General features: G+C 65.2%; 19 protein-coding genes. 15 read left to right on the top strand and 4 right to left on the bottom strand.

Annotated elements, in window-relative coordinates; genetic code table 11:
- The first annotated feature begins 178 nt into the window (after positions 1 to 178).
- The 5 genes from rpsF to dnaB all read left to right on the top strand — a co-directional run bounded on the left by rpsF (position 179) and on the right by dnaB (position 3,274).
- Positions 179 to 580, top strand: a complete 402-nt coding sequence (gene rpsF, locus QUV35_RS01660) for a 30S ribosomal protein S6 (RefSeq protein ID WP_300870396.1) — start codon at positions 179 to 181, stop codon at positions 578 to 580.
- Positions 581 to 606: 26 nt separating this feature from the next.
- Positions 607 to 894, top strand: coding sequence for a primosomal replication protein N (priB, locus tag QUV35_RS01655; RefSeq protein ID WP_300870395.1), 288 nt, complete (start codon positions 607 to 609; stop codon positions 892 to 894).
- Between the two features lie 11 nt (positions 895 to 905).
- Entirely contained in the window at positions 906 to 1,187 is a 282-nt protein-coding gene (gene rpsR, locus QUV35_RS01650) for a 30S ribosomal protein S18 (RefSeq protein WP_056276851.1), read from the top strand.
- Between the two features lie 13 nt (positions 1,188 to 1,200).
- Positions 1,201 to 1,653 carry a 50S ribosomal protein L9 gene (gene rplI, locus QUV35_RS01645; RefSeq protein WP_300870394.1) on the top strand — a complete coding sequence of 151 codons (453 nt, stop codon included), beginning with the start codon at positions 1,201 to 1,203 and terminating at the stop codon, positions 1,651 to 1,653.
- Positions 1,654 to 1,849: 196 nt separating this feature from the next.
- Positions 1,850 to 3,274, top strand: coding sequence for a replicative DNA helicase (gene dnaB / locus QUV35_RS01640; RefSeq protein WP_300870393.1), 1,425 nt, complete (start codon positions 1,850 to 1,852; stop codon positions 3,272 to 3,274).
- A gap of 65 nt (positions 3,275 to 3,339) precedes the next feature.
- Here dnaB and QUV35_RS01635 read toward each other — a convergent pair whose 3' ends face one another.
- The 3 genes from QUV35_RS01635 to QUV35_RS01625 all read right to left on the bottom strand — a co-directional run bounded on the left by QUV35_RS01635 (position 3,340) and on the right by QUV35_RS01625 (position 6,328).
- Positions 3,340 to 5,118, bottom strand: coding sequence for a PhoH family protein (locus tag QUV35_RS01635; protein ID WP_300870392.1), 1,779 nt, complete (start codon positions 5,116 to 5,118; stop codon positions 3,340 to 3,342).
- A gap of 186 nt (positions 5,119 to 5,304) precedes the next feature.
- On the bottom strand, positions 5,305 to 5,781 hold the full coding sequence (locus QUV35_RS01630) for a peroxiredoxin (protein WP_300870391.1): 477 nt from the start codon (positions 5,779 to 5,781) through the stop codon (positions 5,305 to 5,307).
- A gap of 166 nt (positions 5,782 to 5,947) precedes the next feature.
- Positions 5,948 to 6,328, bottom strand: a complete 381-nt coding sequence (locus QUV35_RS01625) for an Mth938-like domain-containing protein (RefSeq protein WP_300870390.1) — start codon at positions 6,326 to 6,328, stop codon at positions 5,948 to 5,950.
- A gap of 139 nt (positions 6,329 to 6,467) precedes the next feature.
- Between QUV35_RS01625 and QUV35_RS01620 the strand changes: the two genes are divergently transcribed.
- From QUV35_RS01620 to QUV35_RS01575, 10 genes are all read left to right on the top strand, one after another.
- A complete protein-coding gene (locus tag QUV35_RS01620) occupies positions 6,468 to 7,694 on the top strand; it encodes a pyridoxal phosphate-dependent aminotransferase (RefSeq protein ID WP_300870389.1) in 1,227 nt (408 codons plus the stop codon).
- A 25-nt stretch (positions 7,695 to 7,719) separates the two neighbouring features.
- The gene (locus tag QUV35_RS01615) at positions 7,720 to 9,042 is read left to right on the top strand and encodes a homoserine dehydrogenase (RefSeq protein ID WP_300870388.1); all 1,323 of its coding nucleotides are present in this window, start codon (positions 7,720 to 7,722) and stop codon (positions 9,040 to 9,042) included.
- Complete coding sequence (gene thrC / locus QUV35_RS01610; RefSeq protein WP_300870387.1) at positions 9,042 to 10,499, top strand: threonine synthase; 1,458 nt, start codon at positions 9,042 to 9,044, stop codon at positions 10,497 to 10,499. Before QUV35_RS01615 ends, thrC begins: the two co-directional genes overlap by 1 nt.
- Positions 10,496 to 11,032: a molybdopterin-guanine dinucleotide biosynthesis protein B gene (gene mobB / locus QUV35_RS01605; protein WP_300870386.1), complete on the top strand. Its 537-nt coding sequence runs from the start codon at positions 10,496 to 10,498 to the stop codon at positions 11,030 to 11,032. The genes thrC and mobB overlap by 4 nt, the downstream gene beginning before the upstream one ends.
- Positions 11,029 to 12,312 carry a gephyrin-like molybdotransferase Glp gene (gene glp, locus QUV35_RS01600; protein WP_300870384.1) on the top strand — a complete coding sequence of 428 codons (1,284 nt, stop codon included), beginning with the start codon at positions 11,029 to 11,031 and terminating at the stop codon, positions 12,310 to 12,312. Before mobB ends, glp begins: the two co-directional genes overlap by 4 nt.
- Positions 12,309 to 12,560, top strand: coding sequence for a MoaD/ThiS family protein (locus tag QUV35_RS01595; RefSeq protein WP_300870383.1), 252 nt, complete (start codon positions 12,309 to 12,311; stop codon positions 12,558 to 12,560). The genes glp and QUV35_RS01595 overlap by 4 nt, the downstream gene beginning before the upstream one ends.
- A gap of 1 nt (position 12,561) precedes the next feature.
- A complete protein-coding gene (gene moaE, locus QUV35_RS01590; RefSeq protein WP_300870382.1) occupies positions 12,562 to 13,035 on the top strand; it encodes a molybdopterin synthase catalytic subunit MoaE in 474 nt (157 codons plus the stop codon).
- A 17-nt stretch (positions 13,036 to 13,052) separates the two neighbouring features.
- Positions 13,053 to 13,805 carry a GNAT family N-acetyltransferase gene (locus QUV35_RS01585; protein ID WP_300870381.1) on the top strand — a complete coding sequence of 251 codons (753 nt, stop codon included), beginning with the start codon at positions 13,053 to 13,055 and terminating at the stop codon, positions 13,803 to 13,805.
- A 110-nt stretch (positions 13,806 to 13,915) separates the two neighbouring features.
- On the top strand, positions 13,916 to 16,534 hold the full coding sequence (clpB, locus tag QUV35_RS01580; RefSeq protein ID WP_300870380.1) for an ATP-dependent chaperone ClpB: 2,619 nt from the start codon (positions 13,916 to 13,918) through the stop codon (positions 16,532 to 16,534).
- 85 nt (positions 16,535 to 16,619) lie between these two features.
- The gene (locus QUV35_RS01575; RefSeq protein WP_300870379.1) at positions 16,620 to 18,044 is read left to right on the top strand and encodes a coniferyl aldehyde dehydrogenase; all 1,425 of its coding nucleotides are present in this window, start codon (positions 16,620 to 16,622) and stop codon (positions 18,042 to 18,044) included.
- Between the two features lie 34 nt (positions 18,045 to 18,078).
- Here the strand turns inward: QUV35_RS01575 and QUV35_RS01570 are convergent, their stop codons facing one another.
- On the bottom strand, positions 18,079 to 18,336 hold the full coding sequence (locus QUV35_RS01570; protein ID WP_300870378.1) for a hypothetical protein: 258 nt from the start codon (positions 18,334 to 18,336) through the stop codon (positions 18,079 to 18,081).
- Positions 18,337 to 18,481: the final 145 nt, after the last annotated feature.

Below are 18,481 nucleotides of genomic sequence, written 5' to 3'. Positions count from 1 at the left end.
GTCAACCCGGCTCACCCGCCGCCCTGGCGGCTGGTGAGCCCAGGAACCCGGCCAGTTTCGCGACTGGCCGGGTTTCTTGCTAGAATCGCGGGCTTGCCTTGCTGCACCCCATCTGACGCTGGGGGCAGCTTCAATCCAGGCCCGCCTTCAGGGGCGGGCGAATCCACAAGGAGAGTCCATGCGTCATTACGAAATCGTTTTGCTGATCCATCCGGATCAAAGCGAACAGGTTCCAGCCATGCTGGAACGCTACAAGGGCATGATCACCGCCGGCGGCGGCAAGATCCACCGCGTTGAAGACTGGGGCCGTCGCCAGATGGCTTACCAGATCAACAAGCTGTCCAAGGCCCACTACCTGTGCGTCAACATCGAGGCTGATCAGGCCGTGATGGCCGAACTGGAGCACGCCTTCAAGTTCAACGATGCCGTGCTGCGCCACCTGACCGTGCTGCGCAAGAAAGCCGATACCGGCCCATCGTCCATGATGAAGTCGGTCGAGCGCGAGGAAGCCCGCAAGCTTCAGCAGCCCGCCCAGCAGCATCAGCACCAGCACCAACCGCAGGAACAGGCCCAGGCTTGATGCCCGGTGCGCGTTAACGTCAACGGGTGAACCAGACACAATTGTCGGCCGTCGTGGTGCAGGTGCAGAGCCTGCGATACACACCGGCAGGCATACCGGCTGTCAACCTCGTGCTCGAACACGAGTCACAGATCGTCGAACTGGACGCCCCCAGGCAAGTGAAACTGCAACTCAGGGCCATCGCCTTCGGGTCGCATGCCGAGATCCTCTCCCGACAGGGACTTGATTCGGTTTGTGAGTTTCACGGCTTTCTGACCAACGCGCGCAATGGCAAAGGCGTGGTGTTCCACATCCAAGATTTCAGCAAGACATAGGAAGGCCCATCATGGCGTCACCCAAACGTTTCAACAAAGACAAGCGCCCCAAGCGCAACACCCAATCGCTGCTGTTCAAGCGCAAGCGCTTCTGCCGCTTCACGGTGGCCAACGTCGAAGAAGTCGACTACAAGGACGTCGATGTCCTGCGCGACTTCATCGCCGAAAACGGCAAGATCATTCCCGCGCGCCTGACCGGCACGCGTGCCTTCTACCAGCGTCAGGTCAACACCGCCATCAAGCGCGCGCGCTTCCTGGGCATGTTGCCTTACAGCGACCAGCACCGCGTCTGAAAGAGAGCCTGACATGCAAATCATCCTGCTCGACAAAGTTGTCAATCTCGGCGCCCTCGGCGATGTGGTCAAGGTCAAGGACGGGTATGCCCGCAACTTCCTGATCCCGTCAGGCCGCGCCCGCCGTGCCACGCAAAACGCCATCGCCGAATTCGAAGCGCGCCGCGCCGAACTCGAAAAAGTGGCCGCTGCCAAACACGCCGAAGCCCAGGCCCTGGGTGAAAAAATCGCCGCCGTGACGGTGAAGCTGTCGCAAAAGGCTGGTGTTGACGGCCGCCTGTTCGGCTCCGTGACCAACCACGACGTGTCCGAAGAGCTGAACAAGCAAGGCTTCAAGGTTGCGAAGTCCCAGGTCCGCATGCCCAACGGCCCGCTCAAGAACGTGGGTGACTACACGGTGAGCGTGAACCTGCACACCGATGTCACCATTGACCTCAACGTGTCGGTGCTTGGCGAAACCGCCTGAGTGCTGCGCGGGCGCGCAAGCGCTGCCTTTGAAAGCCGCCGCCCTTCGGGCCGCGGCTTTTTTCTTTCTCGTGCCCACGGGGCAGACCCGGGACCGCCGTCGGTCATCCACCGCTTTTACCGGACTTGTCCACAGACTTTTCCCATGACTTTCCGGGGTCCGGCGCGTACCATTCCCGTTTACTTTCCGCACGCCGATGTCCGCTGTCTTTTCCAGTTCCTTCTCTTCCTTTGACACCGGCCTGGACGAGGTCGGCGGCTCCGACCGCCAGATCGCCCAGCTGCGCGTTCCCCCGCACTCCATCGAAGCCGAATCCAGCGTGCTGGGCGGCCTGCTGCTGGACAACGCCGCCTGGGACCGCGTGGCCGACCTGGTCAACGACTCCGACTTTTACCGCTACGAACACCGACTGACCTATTCGGCCATCGCGACGCTGGTCAACGCCAGCAAGCCGGCCGATGTGGTGACCGTGTTCGAGCACCTGCAGAACCTGGGCAAGGCCGATGACGCCGGTGGTCTGGCTTACCTGAACTCGCTCGCGCAGTACGTGCCGAGCGCGGCCAACATCCGCCGCTACGCCGAGATCGTGCGGGAGCGCGCCATCCTGCGCAAGCTGATCGCTGCCAGCGACGAAATTGCGACCGCAGCGTTCAACACGCAGGGCAAGGCGGTGGACAAGATCCTGGACGAAGCCGAGCAGAAGATCTTCAACATCGGCGAGGAAGGCTCGCGGATGAAGGAGGGCTTTCAGGGCATGGACACGCTCGTGGTCGAGTTGCTCGACCGCGTGCAGGAAATGGCCGACAACCCCAACGACATCACCGGTGTGCCCACCGGCTTTGTCGATCTGGACCGCATGACCTCGGGTCTGCAGGCCGGCGATCTGGTGGTGCTGGCTGCCCGACCTTCCATGGGAAAAACCGCGTTCGCCATCAACATCGCCGAGCACGTTGCCCTCAACGAGGGCCTGCCGGTGGCCGTGTTCTCGATGGAAATGGGTGCTTCACAGCTGGCGGTGCGTATCGTCGGCTCGATCGGCCGCATCAACCAGACCCACCTTCGCAACGGCAAGCTCACCGACGACGAGTGGCCTCGCCTGACCGAAGCCATCGAGAAGCTGCGCAACGTTTCGCTGCACATCGACGAAACCCCGGGCCTGACCACCAGCGTGCTGCGCGCCAACGCGAGGCGCCTGTCGCGCCAGTGCGGCAAGCTCGGCCTGATCGTGGTGGACTACCTGCAGCTCATGAGCGGCAGCGGTGGCGATGGCGACAACCGAGCCTCCGAGCTCGGTGAGATCTCGCGGGGCTTGAAGATGCTGGCCAAGGAGCTGCAATGCCCGGTCATCGCGCTGTCCCAGCTCAACCGCAGCGTGGAAACCCGCACCGACAAGCGCCCGATGATGAGCGATCTGCGCGAGTCCGGCGCCATCGAGCAGGACGCCGACATCATCATGTTCATCTACCGCGACGAGTACTACACCAAGGACGCGTGCAAGGAGCCTGGCGTGGCCGAGATCATCATCGGCAAGCAGCGAAACGGGCCGACAGGCACGGTCAAGCTGGCCTTCCTGAACATGCTCACCCGGTTCGAGAGCCTGGCCGGAGGCGGTGACTACTGACCGTGGATACCCATGAAAAAACCCGGCTTCGGCCGGGTTTTTTCATGAAGGCGCCAACCAGTGCTTCAGAGCACTTCGCTCGCAAAATCGGCCAGACGTGAGCGTTCGCCACGCGCCAGCGTGATGTGCCCGCCATGCGGCCAGCCCTTGAAGCGGTCCACGGCAAAGGTGAGGCCGGACGAGCCCTCGGTGAGGTAGGGCGTGTCGATCTGCGCAAGGTTGCCCATGCAGATGATCTTCGTGCCCGGGCCGGCGCGCGTGATCAGCGTCTTCATCTGCTTGGGCGTGAGGTTCTGCGCCTCGTCGATGATCACGTACTTGTTCATGAACGTGCGCCCGCGCATGAAGTTCATGCTCTTGACCTTGATGCGACTGCGGATGAGCTCGTTGGTGGCAGCGCGCCCCCATTCGCCGGCGTTGCCGCCATCACCCTTGGCCAGGAACTCGAGGTTGTCATCGAGCGCGCCCATCCACGGGCCCATCTTTTCCTCTTCGGTACCCGGCAGAAAGCCGATGTCCTCACCCACGCTCACCGTGGCGCGGGTCATGATGATCTCGGTGTACCGGCGGTCATCGAGCACCTGTGTGAGACCGCTGGCCAGAGCCATCAGCGTCTTGCCGGTGCCGGCCGTGCCGGCGAGTGTCACGAAGTCGATCTCCGGGTCCATCAGCAGGTTGAGCGCGAAGTTCTGCTCGCGGTTGCGGCTGGTCACACCCCAAACCGCGTTCTTCAGGTGGGTGTAGTCCTTCAGGGTCTTGAGCACGGCCGTCTTGTCGCGAATTTCGGTCACGCGGGCATACAGCGAAGGCTCGCCCGGCGCTTCGAAGTAAACGAACTGGTTGATGTAGAACTGCCCCACCGCCGGACCGCTGACGCGGTAGAAGGTGTGGCTGCCGCTTTGCCAGCTCTCGATGGTCTTGCTCTGGCGGGTCCAGAAGTCCTGCGGCAATGCCAGCGCTCCGGCATACAACAACTCACCGTCGTCGAGCGTTTTGTCGTTCTGGTAATCCTCGGCGGCCAGGCCGAGTGCGCGGGCCTTCACCCGCATGTTGATGTCTTTCGACACCAGGATCACTTCGCGCTGCGGATGGCGTTCGCGCAATGCGTGCACCACGCCCAGGATCTGGTTGTCGGCCTTGCCCTGGGGCAGGCTGGCGGGCAAGGCGTTGTCCAGGGGCTCGGTCTGGAAGAACAGCAGTCCGCGTGCGCCGTGGTGGCCGGTGGCCGAGAGCTTGAGGCCCTTGGTCATCTCGCCGCCTTGCTGCGCCACCAGCGCGTCGAGCGTGCGGCTGGTCTGGCGGCCATTTCGCGCCACCTCGGTCATGCCCTTCTTGTGGCCGTCGAGCTCCTCGAGCACGATCATGGGCAGGAAGATGTCGTGTTCCTCGAACCGGAACAGGCTCATCGGGTCGTGCAGCAACACGTTGGTGTCGAGCACAAACAGCCTGGCAGGGCCCGATCCGCCCTTGCCCGCGGTGCGCCGACGGCTGCCGGCCGACGGTGTGACCTGGGCCTGCAGAGGACTTCGTTGCGGAGGGTTGGCCTGGACCGGCGCTGCAGTTTCCGGCACGGGCGCCATCTCGGCGCGCTGCGGCACTTCCGGCATGGCCGCAGGAGCGGGTTTGCGGCCACGCCCGCCGGACTTTGCGCCGCTTCGGGCCGCCGGCTGCGGGGTCAGGGGTGGGGTCTCGCGTTCAGCCGCCCGGACGGGCGCTGCCGCCGGCAGTGGCGGAATGGGCGTGGCATCGACCTCCGGTTCGAAAGGTTCGTCGGCAGCTCGCAGGCTGTAGGCCTCAGGTGAGAGAAGGGCGGCGCGTTTGGAGGGTGCGGGGGGCAGTGGCATGTGGGCTGGTGTGTTCAGCGTGAAGCTGGAAAACAAAAAGCCGCCGGGGTGACCAGGCGGCTTTGGGATCTGCTTGAGGAGGGCAGAAGTATTGTGGCTGAGAGGCTTCCCGGCGTCATGAAATCATTATGCATGAGTCCCGTGACGCCCCGCCTGCGCGATCTGCCCGCACAGGCTGGCGGAAATTCAGGCAGCCTTCTTGAGCGTCTTCACGGCCTTGAGCACGTCTTCGACATGGCCAGGCACCTTGAGGCCGCGCCATTCCTGCTTGAGCACGCCGTCGGGGCCGATGAGGAACGTGCTGCGCTCGATGCCCTTCACCTTCTTGCCGTACATGATCTTGTTCTTGACCACGCCGAACATGTGGCACATTTTTTCTTCGGTATCGGCGATGAGTTCGAAGGGGAGTTCAAGTTTGGTCTTGAATTCATCGTGCGACTTCATGTTGTCGCGGGAAACACCGAACACCTGGGCGCCGGCTTTCACGAAATCCTTGTACTTGTCGCGGAACTGCATGGCTTCCGTCGTGCAACCCGGGGTATTGTCCTTGGGGTAAAAGTACAGCACGATGGTCTGGCCCAGATGGGTCTGGTTGCTGACCTTGATGCCGCCGGTGGCCATCGATTCAAATTCTGGAATGGGTTTATTGACAACGACTGCCATACTGCGTGGACCCCTGACGTAAGTTGGTGGTGATGCGTTGGCTTCCCGGCTGCTTCACGGCGAACCCGGTGTTGCGGCACCGGGACCCGTGGCAGGAAACAATCCGCTATTTTACCCTGATTGGGCTCCCCCGTCACGGTGGAGCCCCCGCATGCCTGCGGTGCGCTCAGGTCTCCAGCAGAAGCGCCGCGACCACCCTGCGGCCTTCGCCGGCAAGGATGTTGTAAGTGCGGCAGGCGGCCGCCGTGTCCATGGTTTCGACGCCGATGCGCTGTGCCATCAGGCCACGCAACAAGGCAGGAGGCGCGAAGCGAAGACGCGTTCCACTGCCGAACACCACAAGCTCGGGTGGTTCGTCCGCGAGTCCGATCAGCTGGTTGAAGTGCAGGTCTTCAAGCGCCTCGAAGCGGGCACATGGCCAGGGCAGCAACTGCCCCTTGGGCGTGAGCACCAGGCTGTGGAAATGGCGTTGCCCGTTCACTGCGATCCAGCCATCGCCATAGCCGGTGACGGACTGGATATCCAGCTTGTCGGAGTGCAGTTTCATGGGGCGTTGGCCAATCTGGCAGGGTGCGGAACTGTGGTCAAATTGCAGGTTTTCCCTGCACACGAGACCGAATATAACGCCCGGCGCAGCGCACAGGCAGCAACGCCCCGCACGACCCCAGAACCCCCAGGGAGTGACTTTGAAGACCATCCAGAAATCAGCCAAGCTGGCCAACGTGTGCTACGACATTCGCGGGCCCATCATGGACGCGGCGCGCAAGATGGAGGACGAGGGCCACAAGATCATCCGCCTGAACATCGGCAACCTTGCGGTGTTCGGGTTCGACGCCCCGGAAGAAATCCAGCAGGACATGATCCGCAATCTGCCGAACTCGGCGGGATATTCGGACAGCAAGGGCATCTTCGGGGCACGCAAGGCGGTGATGCACGAAACCCAGACGCAGGGCATCAAGGGCGTGACCCTCGATGACATCTACCTGGGCAATGGCGCCAGCGAGCTGATCGTGATGGCGACCAACGCGCTCCTGGACGACGGCGACGAACTGCTGCTGCCGGCACCCGACTACCCGCTGTGGACCGCCGCAGTGAGCCTCTCGGGCGGCACACCGGTGCACTACCTCTGCGACGAAGCCAATGGCTGGATGCCCGATCTGGACGATATCCGCCGCAAGATCACGCCAGCGACCAAGGGCATCGTGGTGATCAATCCCAACAACCCGACCGGCGCGCTCTACTCGGACAGCCTGCTGCAGGCCATCGTCGATATCGCGCGCGAGCACGGTCTGGTGATCTTTGCCGACGAGGTCTATGACAAGGTGCTGTACGACGGCGTCAAGCACACCGCCATGGCGAGCCTGTCGGACGACGTGCTCACGCTGACCTTCAACTCGCTCTCGAAAAGTTACCGCTCTTGCGGCTATCGCGCGGGCTGGCTCGTTGTTTCTGGCGACAAGAAGCCGGCCAGGGACTACATCGAGGGCTTGAACATGCTCTCGAACATGCGCCTGTGTGCCAACGTGCCGGGCCAATGGGCGATTCAAACGGCGCTGGGGGGGTACCAGAGCATCAACGATCTTGTGGGCGAGGGCGGGCGGCTGCGGCGCCAGCGCGACCTGGCATACGACCTGATCACCGCCATTCCCGGCGTGACCTGTGTCAAGCCGTCGGCCGCGCTCTACATGTTCCCCAGACTCGACCCGAAGATGTACCCGATCGAGGACGACCAGCAGATGTTCCTTGAGCTGCTGCAGGAAACGCGGGTGATGCTGGTGCAGGGGTCCGGCTTCAATTACCCCGACAACCAGCATTTCCGGATCGTTTTCCTGCCGCACGAGGACGACCTGCGCGAGGCCATCGGCCGTGTCGCGCGGTTCTTCGAAGGCTGGCGCAAACGCCACGGCACCTGATATTCCGACACCAACCATGACCGACATGAAACCGATCCAAGTAGGCCTTCTGGGCATAGGCACCGTGGGCAGCGGCACCTTCAACGTGCTGCAGCGCAACCAGGAAGAGATCCGCCGGCGCGCCGGTCGCGGCATTGAAATCACCATGGTGGCTGACCTCGACGTCGCTCGCGCGCAGGCCATCGTCGGCCCGGACGTGAAGGTGGTGAACGACGCACGGGCCGTCATCGCCAATCCCGACATCGACATCGTGATCGAACTCATCGGCGGCTATGGCATCGCCAAGGCGCTGGTGCTCGAAGCCATTGCCGCCGGCAAGCACGTGGTCACCGCCAACAAGGCCTTGCTGGCGGTCCACGGTACCGAGATCTTTGCCGCGGCTTCTGCCAGGGGTGTGATGGTTGCGTTCGAAGCGGCGGTCGCCGGTGGCATCCCCATCATCAAGGCGCTGCGCGAAGGCCTCACGGCCAACAGCATCCAGTGGATCGCCGGCATCATCAACGGCACCACCAACTTCATCCTGTCCGAGATGCGCGACAAGGGCCTGGACTTTGCGGTGGTGCTCAAGGAGGCCCAACGCCTGGGCTACGCCGAAGCCGATCCGACCTTCGACATCGAGGGCGTGGACGCGGCGCACAAGGTCACGCTCATGAGTGCGATCGCCTTCGGCATTCCGGTGCAGTTCGACAAGGCCTATGTGGAAGGCATCACCCAGCTGGGTGCCACCGACATCAAGTACGCCGAGCAGCTCGGCTACCGCATCAAGCTGCTCGGTATCACGAAGCGAACCGCCAAGGGCATCGAGCTGCGCGTGCACCCGAGCCTGGTGCCGGCCAAGCGCCTGATCGCCAACGTGGAGGGTGCGATGAACGCGGTGGTGGTGCAGGGCGACGCCGTGGGCACCACGCTTTACTACGGCAAGGGCGCGGGCAGCGAGCCCACGGCCAGTGCGGTGATCGCCGACCTGGTCGACATCACCCGACTGCACACCGCAGATCCGCACCACCGCGTGCCGCACCTGGCGTTCCATCCCGATGCCATGAGCGACCTGAGCGTGCTGCCGATGAGCGAGGTCGTGACGAGTTACTACTTGCGGCTTCGCGTGGCCGACGAGGCCGGAGTGCTCGCGCAGGTGACCGGGCTGCTGGCCGGTGCCGGCATCAGCATCGATGCGGTGCTGCAACGCGAGGCCGATGAGGTCAGCGGCGAAGGCGGCACGTCCACCGACCTGATCATCCTCACGCACGACACCCGCGAGGGGATCCTGAACGACGCCCTGGCACAGCTGCAGAAGCTGCCCACGGTGCTGGCGCCGATCGTGCGCATCCGCAAGGAAGAGTTGAACTGATGTTGTACCTTTCCACGCGCGGTGATCCGGGGCGCAAGCATTTTTGCGAGATCCTGCTCGAGGGCCTGGCGCCCGACGGCGGCCTGTACCTGCCCGAGCATTACCCCCGGGTCGACGCCGCCACCCTGGCGCGCTGGCGCGGCGTGTTCAACGGCGGCGCGCCGGGGGGCTATGCGGCCCTCGCCTTTGAAGTGTTGTCGCTCTACATCGACGACATTCCCGCTGCCGACCTTCGCGCGCTGTGCGAGAAGACCTACACCGAAGCGGTGTACGGCACGCCGCAGATCGTGCCGCTGAAGCCACTGGAAGACGGTGTCTGGCTGGAGGCCTTGTCCAACGGGCCGACGTTGGCCTTCAAGGACATGGCGATGCAGTTGCTGGGCAACCTGTTCGAATACGAGCTCGCGCGCCGCGGTGAACAACTCAACATCCTTGGAGCGACCTCGGGCGACACCGGCAGCGCGGCCGAGTACGCCATGCGCGGCAAGAAAGGCGTGCGCGTGTTCATGCTCAGCCCGCACGGGCGCATGAGTCCCTTCCAGCAGGCGCAGATGTTCAGCCTGATGGACGAGAACATCCACAACATCGCCATCGAAGGCGTGTTCGACGACTGCCAGGACATCGTCAAGAACGTCAGCAACGATCTGGCGTTCAAGCGCCAGCACAAGATCGGCACGGTCAACTCGATCAACTGGGCGCGGCTGCTCGCGCAGGTGGTTTACTACTTCGCTGGATATCTCCAGGCAACCGACCCAACGACTGGCTCAGGGCGATCGGATCGTGTGAGCTTCACCGTGCCCAGCGGCAATTTCGGCAATGTCTGCGCCGGCCATGTGGCCCGCCAGATGGGCTTGCCGATCGAGCAGCTGGTGGTGGCGACCAACGAGAACGATGTGCTCGACGAGTTTTTCCGCACCGGTGTCTACCGTGTGCGTGCCAGCGCCGACACACACGAGACCTCCAGCCCCTCGATGGACATCTCCAAGGCCAGCAACTTCGAGCGTTTCGTGTTCGACCTGCTCGGACGCGATGGCGTGCGCGTGAAGGCGCTGTTCGGTGAAACGCTGTCGCGCGATGGCCGTTTTGACCTCGGTGCCGATCCGGCCTTCCCCGAGGCCGCCTCCCGCCACGGTTTTCGCAGCGGCAAGAGCACGCATGCCAACCGCATCGAGACGATCCGTGACGTGTTTCAGCGCCACGGCGTCATGATCGACACCCACACGGCCGACGGTGTGAAGGTGGCGCGCGAGTTTTTGCAGGATGGAACGCCCATGATCGTGCTGGAGACCGCACTGCCGATCAAGTTTGCCGAGACCATCGTTGAAGCACTGGGCCGCCAGCCCCATCGACCGCCGCAGTTCGAAGGCATCGAAGACCTGCCCAAACGCGTTCGCTTGATGCCGGCGAGCACCGCTGCCGTGCAGGCCTTCATCGCCGAGCACTGCGCCAGCGCATGAAGGTCGTCGGATTCGCGGGTTACTCCGGGTCGGGCAAAACCACGCTGGTCGAACAACTGATCCCGGCGCTGAAGCTGCGCGGCCAACGCGTGTCGGTCGTCAAGCACGCGCACCACAGCTTCGACATCGATCATCCGGGCAAGGACACCTGGCGGCACCGCGAGGCGGGCGCCTTCGAGGTGCTGGCCGCCTCGCCCCGGCGACTGGTGCTCATGCGCGAGCTGGAAACCGTCGCCGAGCACTCGGTGCACGATCTGCTGGCCCAGTTGCGCGCCGATGTGGACTGGGTGCTGGTGGAAGGCTTCAAACAGAGCGATCTGCCCAAGGTGGAGGTGTGGCGCCAGACCAATGCGAAGCCGCTGCGGTTTCCCGATGATCGACACGTCCTTGCCATCGCCACCGACAGCCCCGAAGCCTTGCCACCGGCCACACCGTGCACCGTGCTGGATTTGAACGGCGCCGATGACATCGCTGCCTGGCTGGTCGACAATGCCCTCAGCTTCGAATACCGCACCCCGCTTTTCCTGCCATGACCACTCCCCCATCTCCGCACCAGCGCCCGCCCCTGATGTCGCTCGACGATGCCTTGGTGCAGTTGCTGTCCCGGGCTGTTGCGCTGAAGTCCTGCGAGACGGTGGCCACCTTCGATGCCGACGGACGGGTGCTGGCCCAGGACCTCGTCTCCGCGCTGCAGGTGCCGCCCGACGACAACTCGTCCATGGACGGTTACGCCCTGAGGGCCGCCGATGTGAGCGGGCCCGGTCAGGTGCTGCCCGTGACCCAGCGCATCGCTGCGGGTCATGCGGCCGAACCGCTGGAGCCCGGTACCTGCGCACGCATCTTCACCGGCGCGCCCATGCCCGCTGGCGCCGATGCGGTGGTGATGCAGGAAGACACGGTCGAGGTGGGCGGCAACATCCACGGTGTGCACATCCAGGTGGTGCCGCAGCCCGGTCAGTGGGTCCGTCGAGCGGGTGAGGACGTGTTGCGTGGCGCGGTGGTGCTGGCCCGCGGTGCGCGCCTGTCACCCGCGAGCCTGGGCCTGGCCGCGAGTCTGGGCCTGGCGCACCTGAGCGTGGTGGCGCGACCGCGCGTGGCGCTGTTCTCCACCGGCGACGAACTCGTGATGCCGGGTGAGGTGTTGCCCGAGGCCATGAAGCCCGGCGCGATCTACAACTCCAACCGGTTTTTCCTGCGCGCCCTGCTGCGCCGCATGGGCTGCGAGGTGAGCGACCTCGGCATCGTGCCCGACAAGCGCGACGCCACCCTGGCTGCCCTGAAGTCTGCGGCCGATCACCACGACCTGATCCTCACCAGTGGTGGCGTGTCGGTGGGCGAGGAAGACCACATCAAGCCGGCGGTGCAGCAGTTGGGCAGCCTGAACCTGTGGCAGATCGCCATGAAGCCCGGCAAGCCTTTCGCGTACGGCAGCGTGCGGCGCGACGCCGGCGCAGGCCCGGCGGCGGGCGAGCACTGCCACTTCATCGGACTCCCGGGCAACCCGGTGTCCAGCTTCGTCACCTTCCTGTTGCTGGTGCGGCCTTTCCTGCTTCGCTTGCAGGGCGTGGATGCGCCCGCCCCGAAAGCCACCACGCTGCCCGCCCACTTCACGCTGGCCAGGGCCGACAAGCGTCGTGAATTTCTTCGGGTGCGCCGCAACGCCAGTGGCGGGCTCGACCTGTTCGCCAACCAGAGCTCGGGCGTGCTCACCTCGGCCGTCTGGGCCGATGGCCTGGTGGACAACCCGGCCGGCACCACCATCGCCCACGGCGATCCGGTGTCCTTCATTTCCTTTGCGGATCTGCTCGCATGAAAGTTCAACTGCGCTATTTCGCCTCCATCCGCGAGGCCCTGGGCACTGGAGGCGAAACGCTGGACACACAAGCCGGCACCCTGGCGGCGCTGCGCGCCGAACTGGTGGCCCGCGGTGGTGCCTACGCCGATGCGCTGGCGCCAGGCAGGTCGGTGCGGGTGGCGCTCAACCAGACCATGAGCGAGGAGTCGGCCGCGCTGTGCGATGGCGCTGAAGTCGGCTTCTTTCCACCCGTGACCGGGGGTTGAGATGGGCATGCGCGTCAGCATCCAGACCGAAGACTTCGACCTCGGCGCCGAGGTCGCCCGACTTCGTGAGGCGAACAAGGGCGTGGGCGCCGTGTGCAGCTTCATCGGCACCGTGCGCGATCGCAACGATGGCCAGAGCGTCAGCACCATGGAGCTCGAGCACTACCCGGGCATGACCGAAAAATCCATCGAGGCCATGATCGACGAGGCGCACCAGCGCTTCGACATCTTCGGCGCGCGCGTGATCCATCGCGTGGGGCTCCTGCAGCCGCTCGACCAGATCGTGCTGGTGGCGGTGACGTCGGCGCACCGGGGCCAGAGTTTCCAGGCCTGCGAGTTCCTCATGGACTACCTCAAGACCCAGGCGCCGTTCTGGAAGAAGGAACAGACGCCCGAGGGCGCGCGCTGGGTCGACGCCCGTGTCAGTGACGACGCGGCGCTGGCGCGCTGGGGCATTCAGGCCCGCAACAGCTGAGCGCTGGCGGCCTGGCCATGCCCGACGCTGCCGCCATCGAAGCCATCGAACGCGCGACGCTGCAAGCGGTCGCGCCCGAGCGGGTGGAGTCGCTCGGCGGCTGGCTGCTGCCCATGGACCACGGGACCGTGGGGCGCGCGCGAAGCGCAGTGCCGCTGCACCACGGCTCCCACGAACTTGCGCTGTTGCCCGCCATCCTCGCTCGCTACACCGCGCTGGGCTTTGTGCCCCGGCTGCGGCTGCCGGACCTGCCGGCGTTCCTTCCATGGCACGAGGCCCTGGCCCGGCGAGGCTGGCAGCGCCTTCAGCCGACGCTGACGCTGACCGGTGATGTCCAGCCGCTGCTGGCCGCGCCGGGCGGTCCGCCTGCCGACCTCGACAGCTCGCCCGATGACGCCTGGATGGCCATGTTCCTGGGCGCCGGTCTGGATCCGGACGATGGCGCCAGCCGCTCGCGCCTGCTCGCCCGTGCCACCGGCACCCTCTATGCGTCGGTGCGGGAGCAGGGGCAGACCGTCGCCTGTGGTGCAGCCTCGTTCGGTCACGGCTGGCTGGGCGTGCACGGGATGCGCACCGCGGCCGCCCGTCGGGGTGAAGGGCTGGCGGGGCGCATCCTGCATGCCATGGCGACCGAAGCCAGCCGGCGCGGGGTCACCGGGGTGTTCCTGCAGGTGGACGCCAGCAACCTGCCGGCCCTGGCCCTGTACCGGCGCGCGGGGCTCACCATGGCCTGGCCTTATGCCTATTGGCGCTGCGCGGTGACCGATTGATCTGAGTCAAGTTGGCGCGATGCGGTCTGGCGCACGCTGGGTGGCAGGCTTGAAAAACGCGTGAGCAGCGCCACCTGTCCAAGCATTCTGATCACCCGGAGAGCACCCTCATGCGACACGACAAACTCACCACCAAGTTCCAGGAAGCCCTGAGCGAAGCCCAGACGCTGGCCCTGGGCGCGGACCACGCCTACATCGAGCCTTCGCACCTGCTGCTCGCCCTGTTGCGCCAGGCCGACGGGCCGCAGTCGTTGCTGCAGCGCGCGGGTGTGAACGTGCCCGGGCTGGCCAAGGCCACCGAGGCCGCCATGAAACGCCTGCCCGAAGTGCAGGGGCAGGACCAGGTGCAGGTCGGCCAGGAGTTGGGCAAGCTGTTGCAGGCCACCGAAAAGGAGGCCATCAAGCGCGGCGACCAGTTCATTGCGAGCGAACTCTTTCTGCTCGCCGTGGCCGACAGCAAGGGCGAGCTGGGCCGCATCGCGAACGAAAACGGCCTGAACCGCAAGAGCCTGGAATCGGCCATCACCGCGGTGCGTGGCGGGCAGTCCATGGACAGCCCCGAGGCCGAGGGCCAGCGCGAGGCGCTCAAGAAATACACCATGGACCTCACCGAGCGCGCCCGCCAGGGCAAGCTCGACCCGGTGATCGGCCGCGACGATGAAATCCGCCGCGCCATCCAGGTGCTGCAGCGCCGCACCAAGAACAACCCGGTGCTCATCGGTGAACCCGGCGTGGGCAAGACCGCCATCGTCGAGGGTCTCGCACAACGCATCGTGGCGGGTGAGGTGCCCGATTCGCTCAAGGGCAAGCGGGTGCTGAGTCTGGACATGGCTGCGCTGCTGGCCGGCGCCAAGTTCCGCGGCGAGTTCGAGGAACGCCTGAAAACGGTGCTCAATGAACTGGCGAAAGACGAGGGCCAGACCATTGTTTTCATCGACGAGCTGCACACCATGGTGGGCGCGGGCAAGGCCGAAGGCGCGATGGACGCCGGCAACATGCTCAAGCCCGCGCTGGCGCGCGGCGAGCTGCACTGCGTGGGCGCGACCACGCTCGACGAGTACCGCAAGTACATCGAGAAGGACGCAGCCCTGGAGCGCCGTTTCCAGAAGATCCTGGTGGGTGAGCCCAGCGTGGAGGCGACCATCGCGATCCTGCGCGGCCTGCAGGAAAAATACGAGGTGCACCACGGCGTGCAGATCACCGACCCGGCCATCGTGGCCGCGGCCGAACTCAGCCACCGCTACATCACCGACCGGTTCCTGCCCGACAAGGCGATCGACCTGATCGACGAGGCGGCCTCCAAGATCAAGATCGAACTCGACTCCAAGCCCGAGGTGATGGACCGGCTCGACCGCCGCCTGATCCAGCTGCAGATCGAGCGCGAAGCCGTGCGCCGCGAGAAGGACGAGTCTTCGCAGAAGCGCTTCGGCTTGATCGAAGAAGAGATCGGCCGGCTGACCAAGGAGATCTCCGACTACGACGAAATCTGGAAGGCGGAAAAAGCCGCGGCGCTCGGCTCCAAGGACGTGATGGAAGAGATGGACCGCATCCGCTCGCAGATCAAGACCTTCACCGACAAGGGCGACTTCAACAAGGTCGCCGAGCTCCAGTACGGCAAGCTGCCCGAGCTCGAGAAACGCCTGAAGGACGCGCAGGCGGCCGAGTCGGGCAAGGCGCTGAACAAGGACGGCAAGGGTCGCCCGCAGCTGCTGCGCACGCAGGTCGGTGCCGAAGAGATCGCCGAGGTGGTGGCCCGTGCCACCGGCATCCCGGTGAGCAAGCTCATGCAGGGCGAGCGCGACAAGCTGCTGCTGATGGAAGGCAAGCTGCACGAGCGCGTGGTCGGGCAGGACGAGGCCATCGGTGCGGTGGCCAACGCCATCCGACGCTCGCGCTCGGGCCTGAGTGATCCGAACCGACCGACCGGCTCCTTCCTGTTCCTCGGCCCCACCGGCGTGGGCAAGACCGAACTGTGCAAGGCGCTGGCCGGCTTCTTGTTCGACAGCGAAGACCACCTGGTGCGCATCGACATGAGCGAGTTCATGGAGAAGCACTCCGTGGCCCGTCTCATCGGCGCGCCGCCCGGCTATGTGGGTTACGAGGAGGGCGGTTATCTCACCGAAGCCGTGCGCCGCAAGCCCTACAGCGTGCTGTTGCTCGACGAGGTGGAGAAGGCCCATCCGGACGTGTTCAACGTGTTGCTGCAGGTGCTCGACGACGGGCGCCTCACCGACGGCCAGGGTCGCACGGTGGACTTCAAGAACACCGTGATCGTCATGACGAGCAACATCGGCTCGCACATGATCCAGGCCATGGTGGGCGAACCGTACGAAGACGTGAAGGAAGCCGTGTGGAGCGAGCTCAAGAACCACTTCCGCCCGGAGTTCCTCAACCGCATCGACGAGACGGTGGTGTTCCATGCGCTGGACGCACAGCACATCGAGTCGATCGCTGCGATCCAGCTCAAGGTGCTCGAGGCGCGTCTGGCCAGGATGGACCTGCACCTGCAGGTGTCGCCCGCGGCGCTGGCCGAGCTGGCCAAGGTCGGATTCGATCCGGTGTTCGGTGCGCGTCCGTTGAAGCGTGCGATCCAGCAGCGCATCGAGAACCCGCTCTCGAAGTACCTGCTGGAGGGCCGCTATCCGCCCAAGTCGGCGATTCCGGTGGACGTGGACCCGGTGCAGAACCCGGGCGTGTTCGAGTTCGGTGACGCCGTGGCCGAGTCCTGATCGGGTGCCTGCGGGTTGCACTTCCATCCGTCGGGATGGGGGTGCACCTCTACCCCGACGGGGCAGCCAGTCCTATCATGGAAGCATGACAAAGATACCCCCGACCCTTCCCCTGCGCGCCCTGTTCGACGCCCAGCACAGCGCCAGCCGCCAGCAGATCGACGTGCCCCTGGCCTTGCGCCGGGACCGGCTGGCCCGACTGCGTGCCTTGATCGACACGCATGGCACCGCGCTGTCCGACGCGGTCCAGGCAGATTTCGGCGTGCGCTCGCGTCAGGTCACCGAGGTGGCCGACCTGTTCGTGCTGCGGGCGGCCATCGGCCAGCTGCACAAGGAACTGCCGCACTGGATGAAAACCCGTCGCGTGCCCACGCCGCTGTACCTGCAACCCGCCAGCGCCCACCTGCAGCGCCAACCCCTGGGCGTGGTGGGTGTCATCGGACCCTGGAACTACCCGCTGCAACTCAACCTTGGTCCGGCAGCGACCGCCCTGGCCGCGGGCAATCGCGTGATGCTCAAGCCCAGCGAGCTCACCCCGCACAGCTCGGCGCTCATGGCTTCGCTGGTGCAGGGGGTTTTTTCAGCCGAAGAATTCAGCGTCGTGCTCGGTGGTGCCGATGTGGCACACGATTTCGCCAGCCTGCCGTTCGACCACCTGTTCTTCACCGGCTCCACCGCGGTCGGCCGCAAGGTGGCGGCCGCTGCGGCGGCCAACCTCACGCCCACCACGCTGGAGCTCGGTGGCAAGTCGCCCTGCATCGTGGACGCGTCCTGCAACCTCGACGAGGCTGCGCTCAAGATCGCCCACGGCAAATTGCTCAATGCCGGGCAGACCTGCATCGCGCCCGACTACGTGCTGCTGCCGCGCGGTCAGGAGGCCGCGTTCGAGCGGGCCTACAGCGCGGCGGTGGCGCGGCTCTTCCCGGTCATCGCGGGAAACGCCGACTACACCGCGATCGTGAGCGATCGCCACTTCGCGCGCCTGCAGGCCTTGCTCGGCGAAGCCTCGGCGCAGGGCGCCCGGGTGGTCGACGTGGCCCCGGCAGGACCGACCGGGGCGAGCACCGCCCGTCAAATGAATCCGACCCTGGTGTTCGACCCGAGCCCGGGCCTGCGCTTGATGGACGAGGAAATCTTCGGCCCCATCCTGCCGGTGGTGGCGTACGGGTCGGTGGACGAGGCGATTCGCTACATCAACGCGCGGCCAAGGCCGCTGGCGCTCTACTGGTTCGGCAGCGACGCGGCCGTGCGCGAGCGGGTGATGGCCAGCACGGTGAGCGGCGGGGTGAGCATCAACGACACGCTCATGCACGTGGCTCACGAGGGCCTTCCCTTCGGCGGCGTGGGCGAGAGTGGCTGGGGTGCGTACCACGGCGAAACCGGGTTCCTGCGCTTCACCCAGCAAAAGCCCGTTCTGGTGCAGTCACGCTTCTCGATGGGGCATTTGTTCTACCCGCCCTATGGGGCGCGCTTCGACCAGATCATGGCTTTGCTCAAACGCTGGCTGTGAGGTGCTCCGGGCGGGCCCGTCCGCCCGGGAGCGCTCAGGCAGGGGTTGGCGCTTCGTCGTCGGCTTCGGCTTCGGGCAGCAGGGTGGCCTGCGTGTTCTGCAGGTAGCCTTTTTCCATCAGTCCATAGGCCAGTTCGCGGATGTCGGTGCCCAGCAGCAGCGAGAGCTCCTGTTCGCTGCGCCGGCCATTGGCCATGAGCAGCAAGGTGTGGACCTGGCGGCCCACCGCATCGGGGCGCGACAGCGCCTCCCATGCCATGGCGGTCTTGGCGTAACGCCGGATACTTCCCATTCTTGATTCCCTGAAGCCTGAACGCGGGTGACAGCCCTGCTTGCAGATTGCATGCCAGATGTGACGTGGCCTTGACAAAGGGCACAGGCGGCCCCTGCGCTATTCTCCGGCGGGCAGGCGCGAGCAGCGTCCCGCCCCGTCTTCC

This window comes from Hydrogenophaga sp., from assembly GCF_030373225.1.
Lineage (GTDB): Bacteria > Pseudomonadota > Gammaproteobacteria > Burkholderiales > Burkholderiaceae_C > Hydrogenophaga.
The sequence above is the reverse complement of the archived record's forward strand: the minus strand, read 5'-3'. Positions and strand labels throughout refer to the sequence as shown.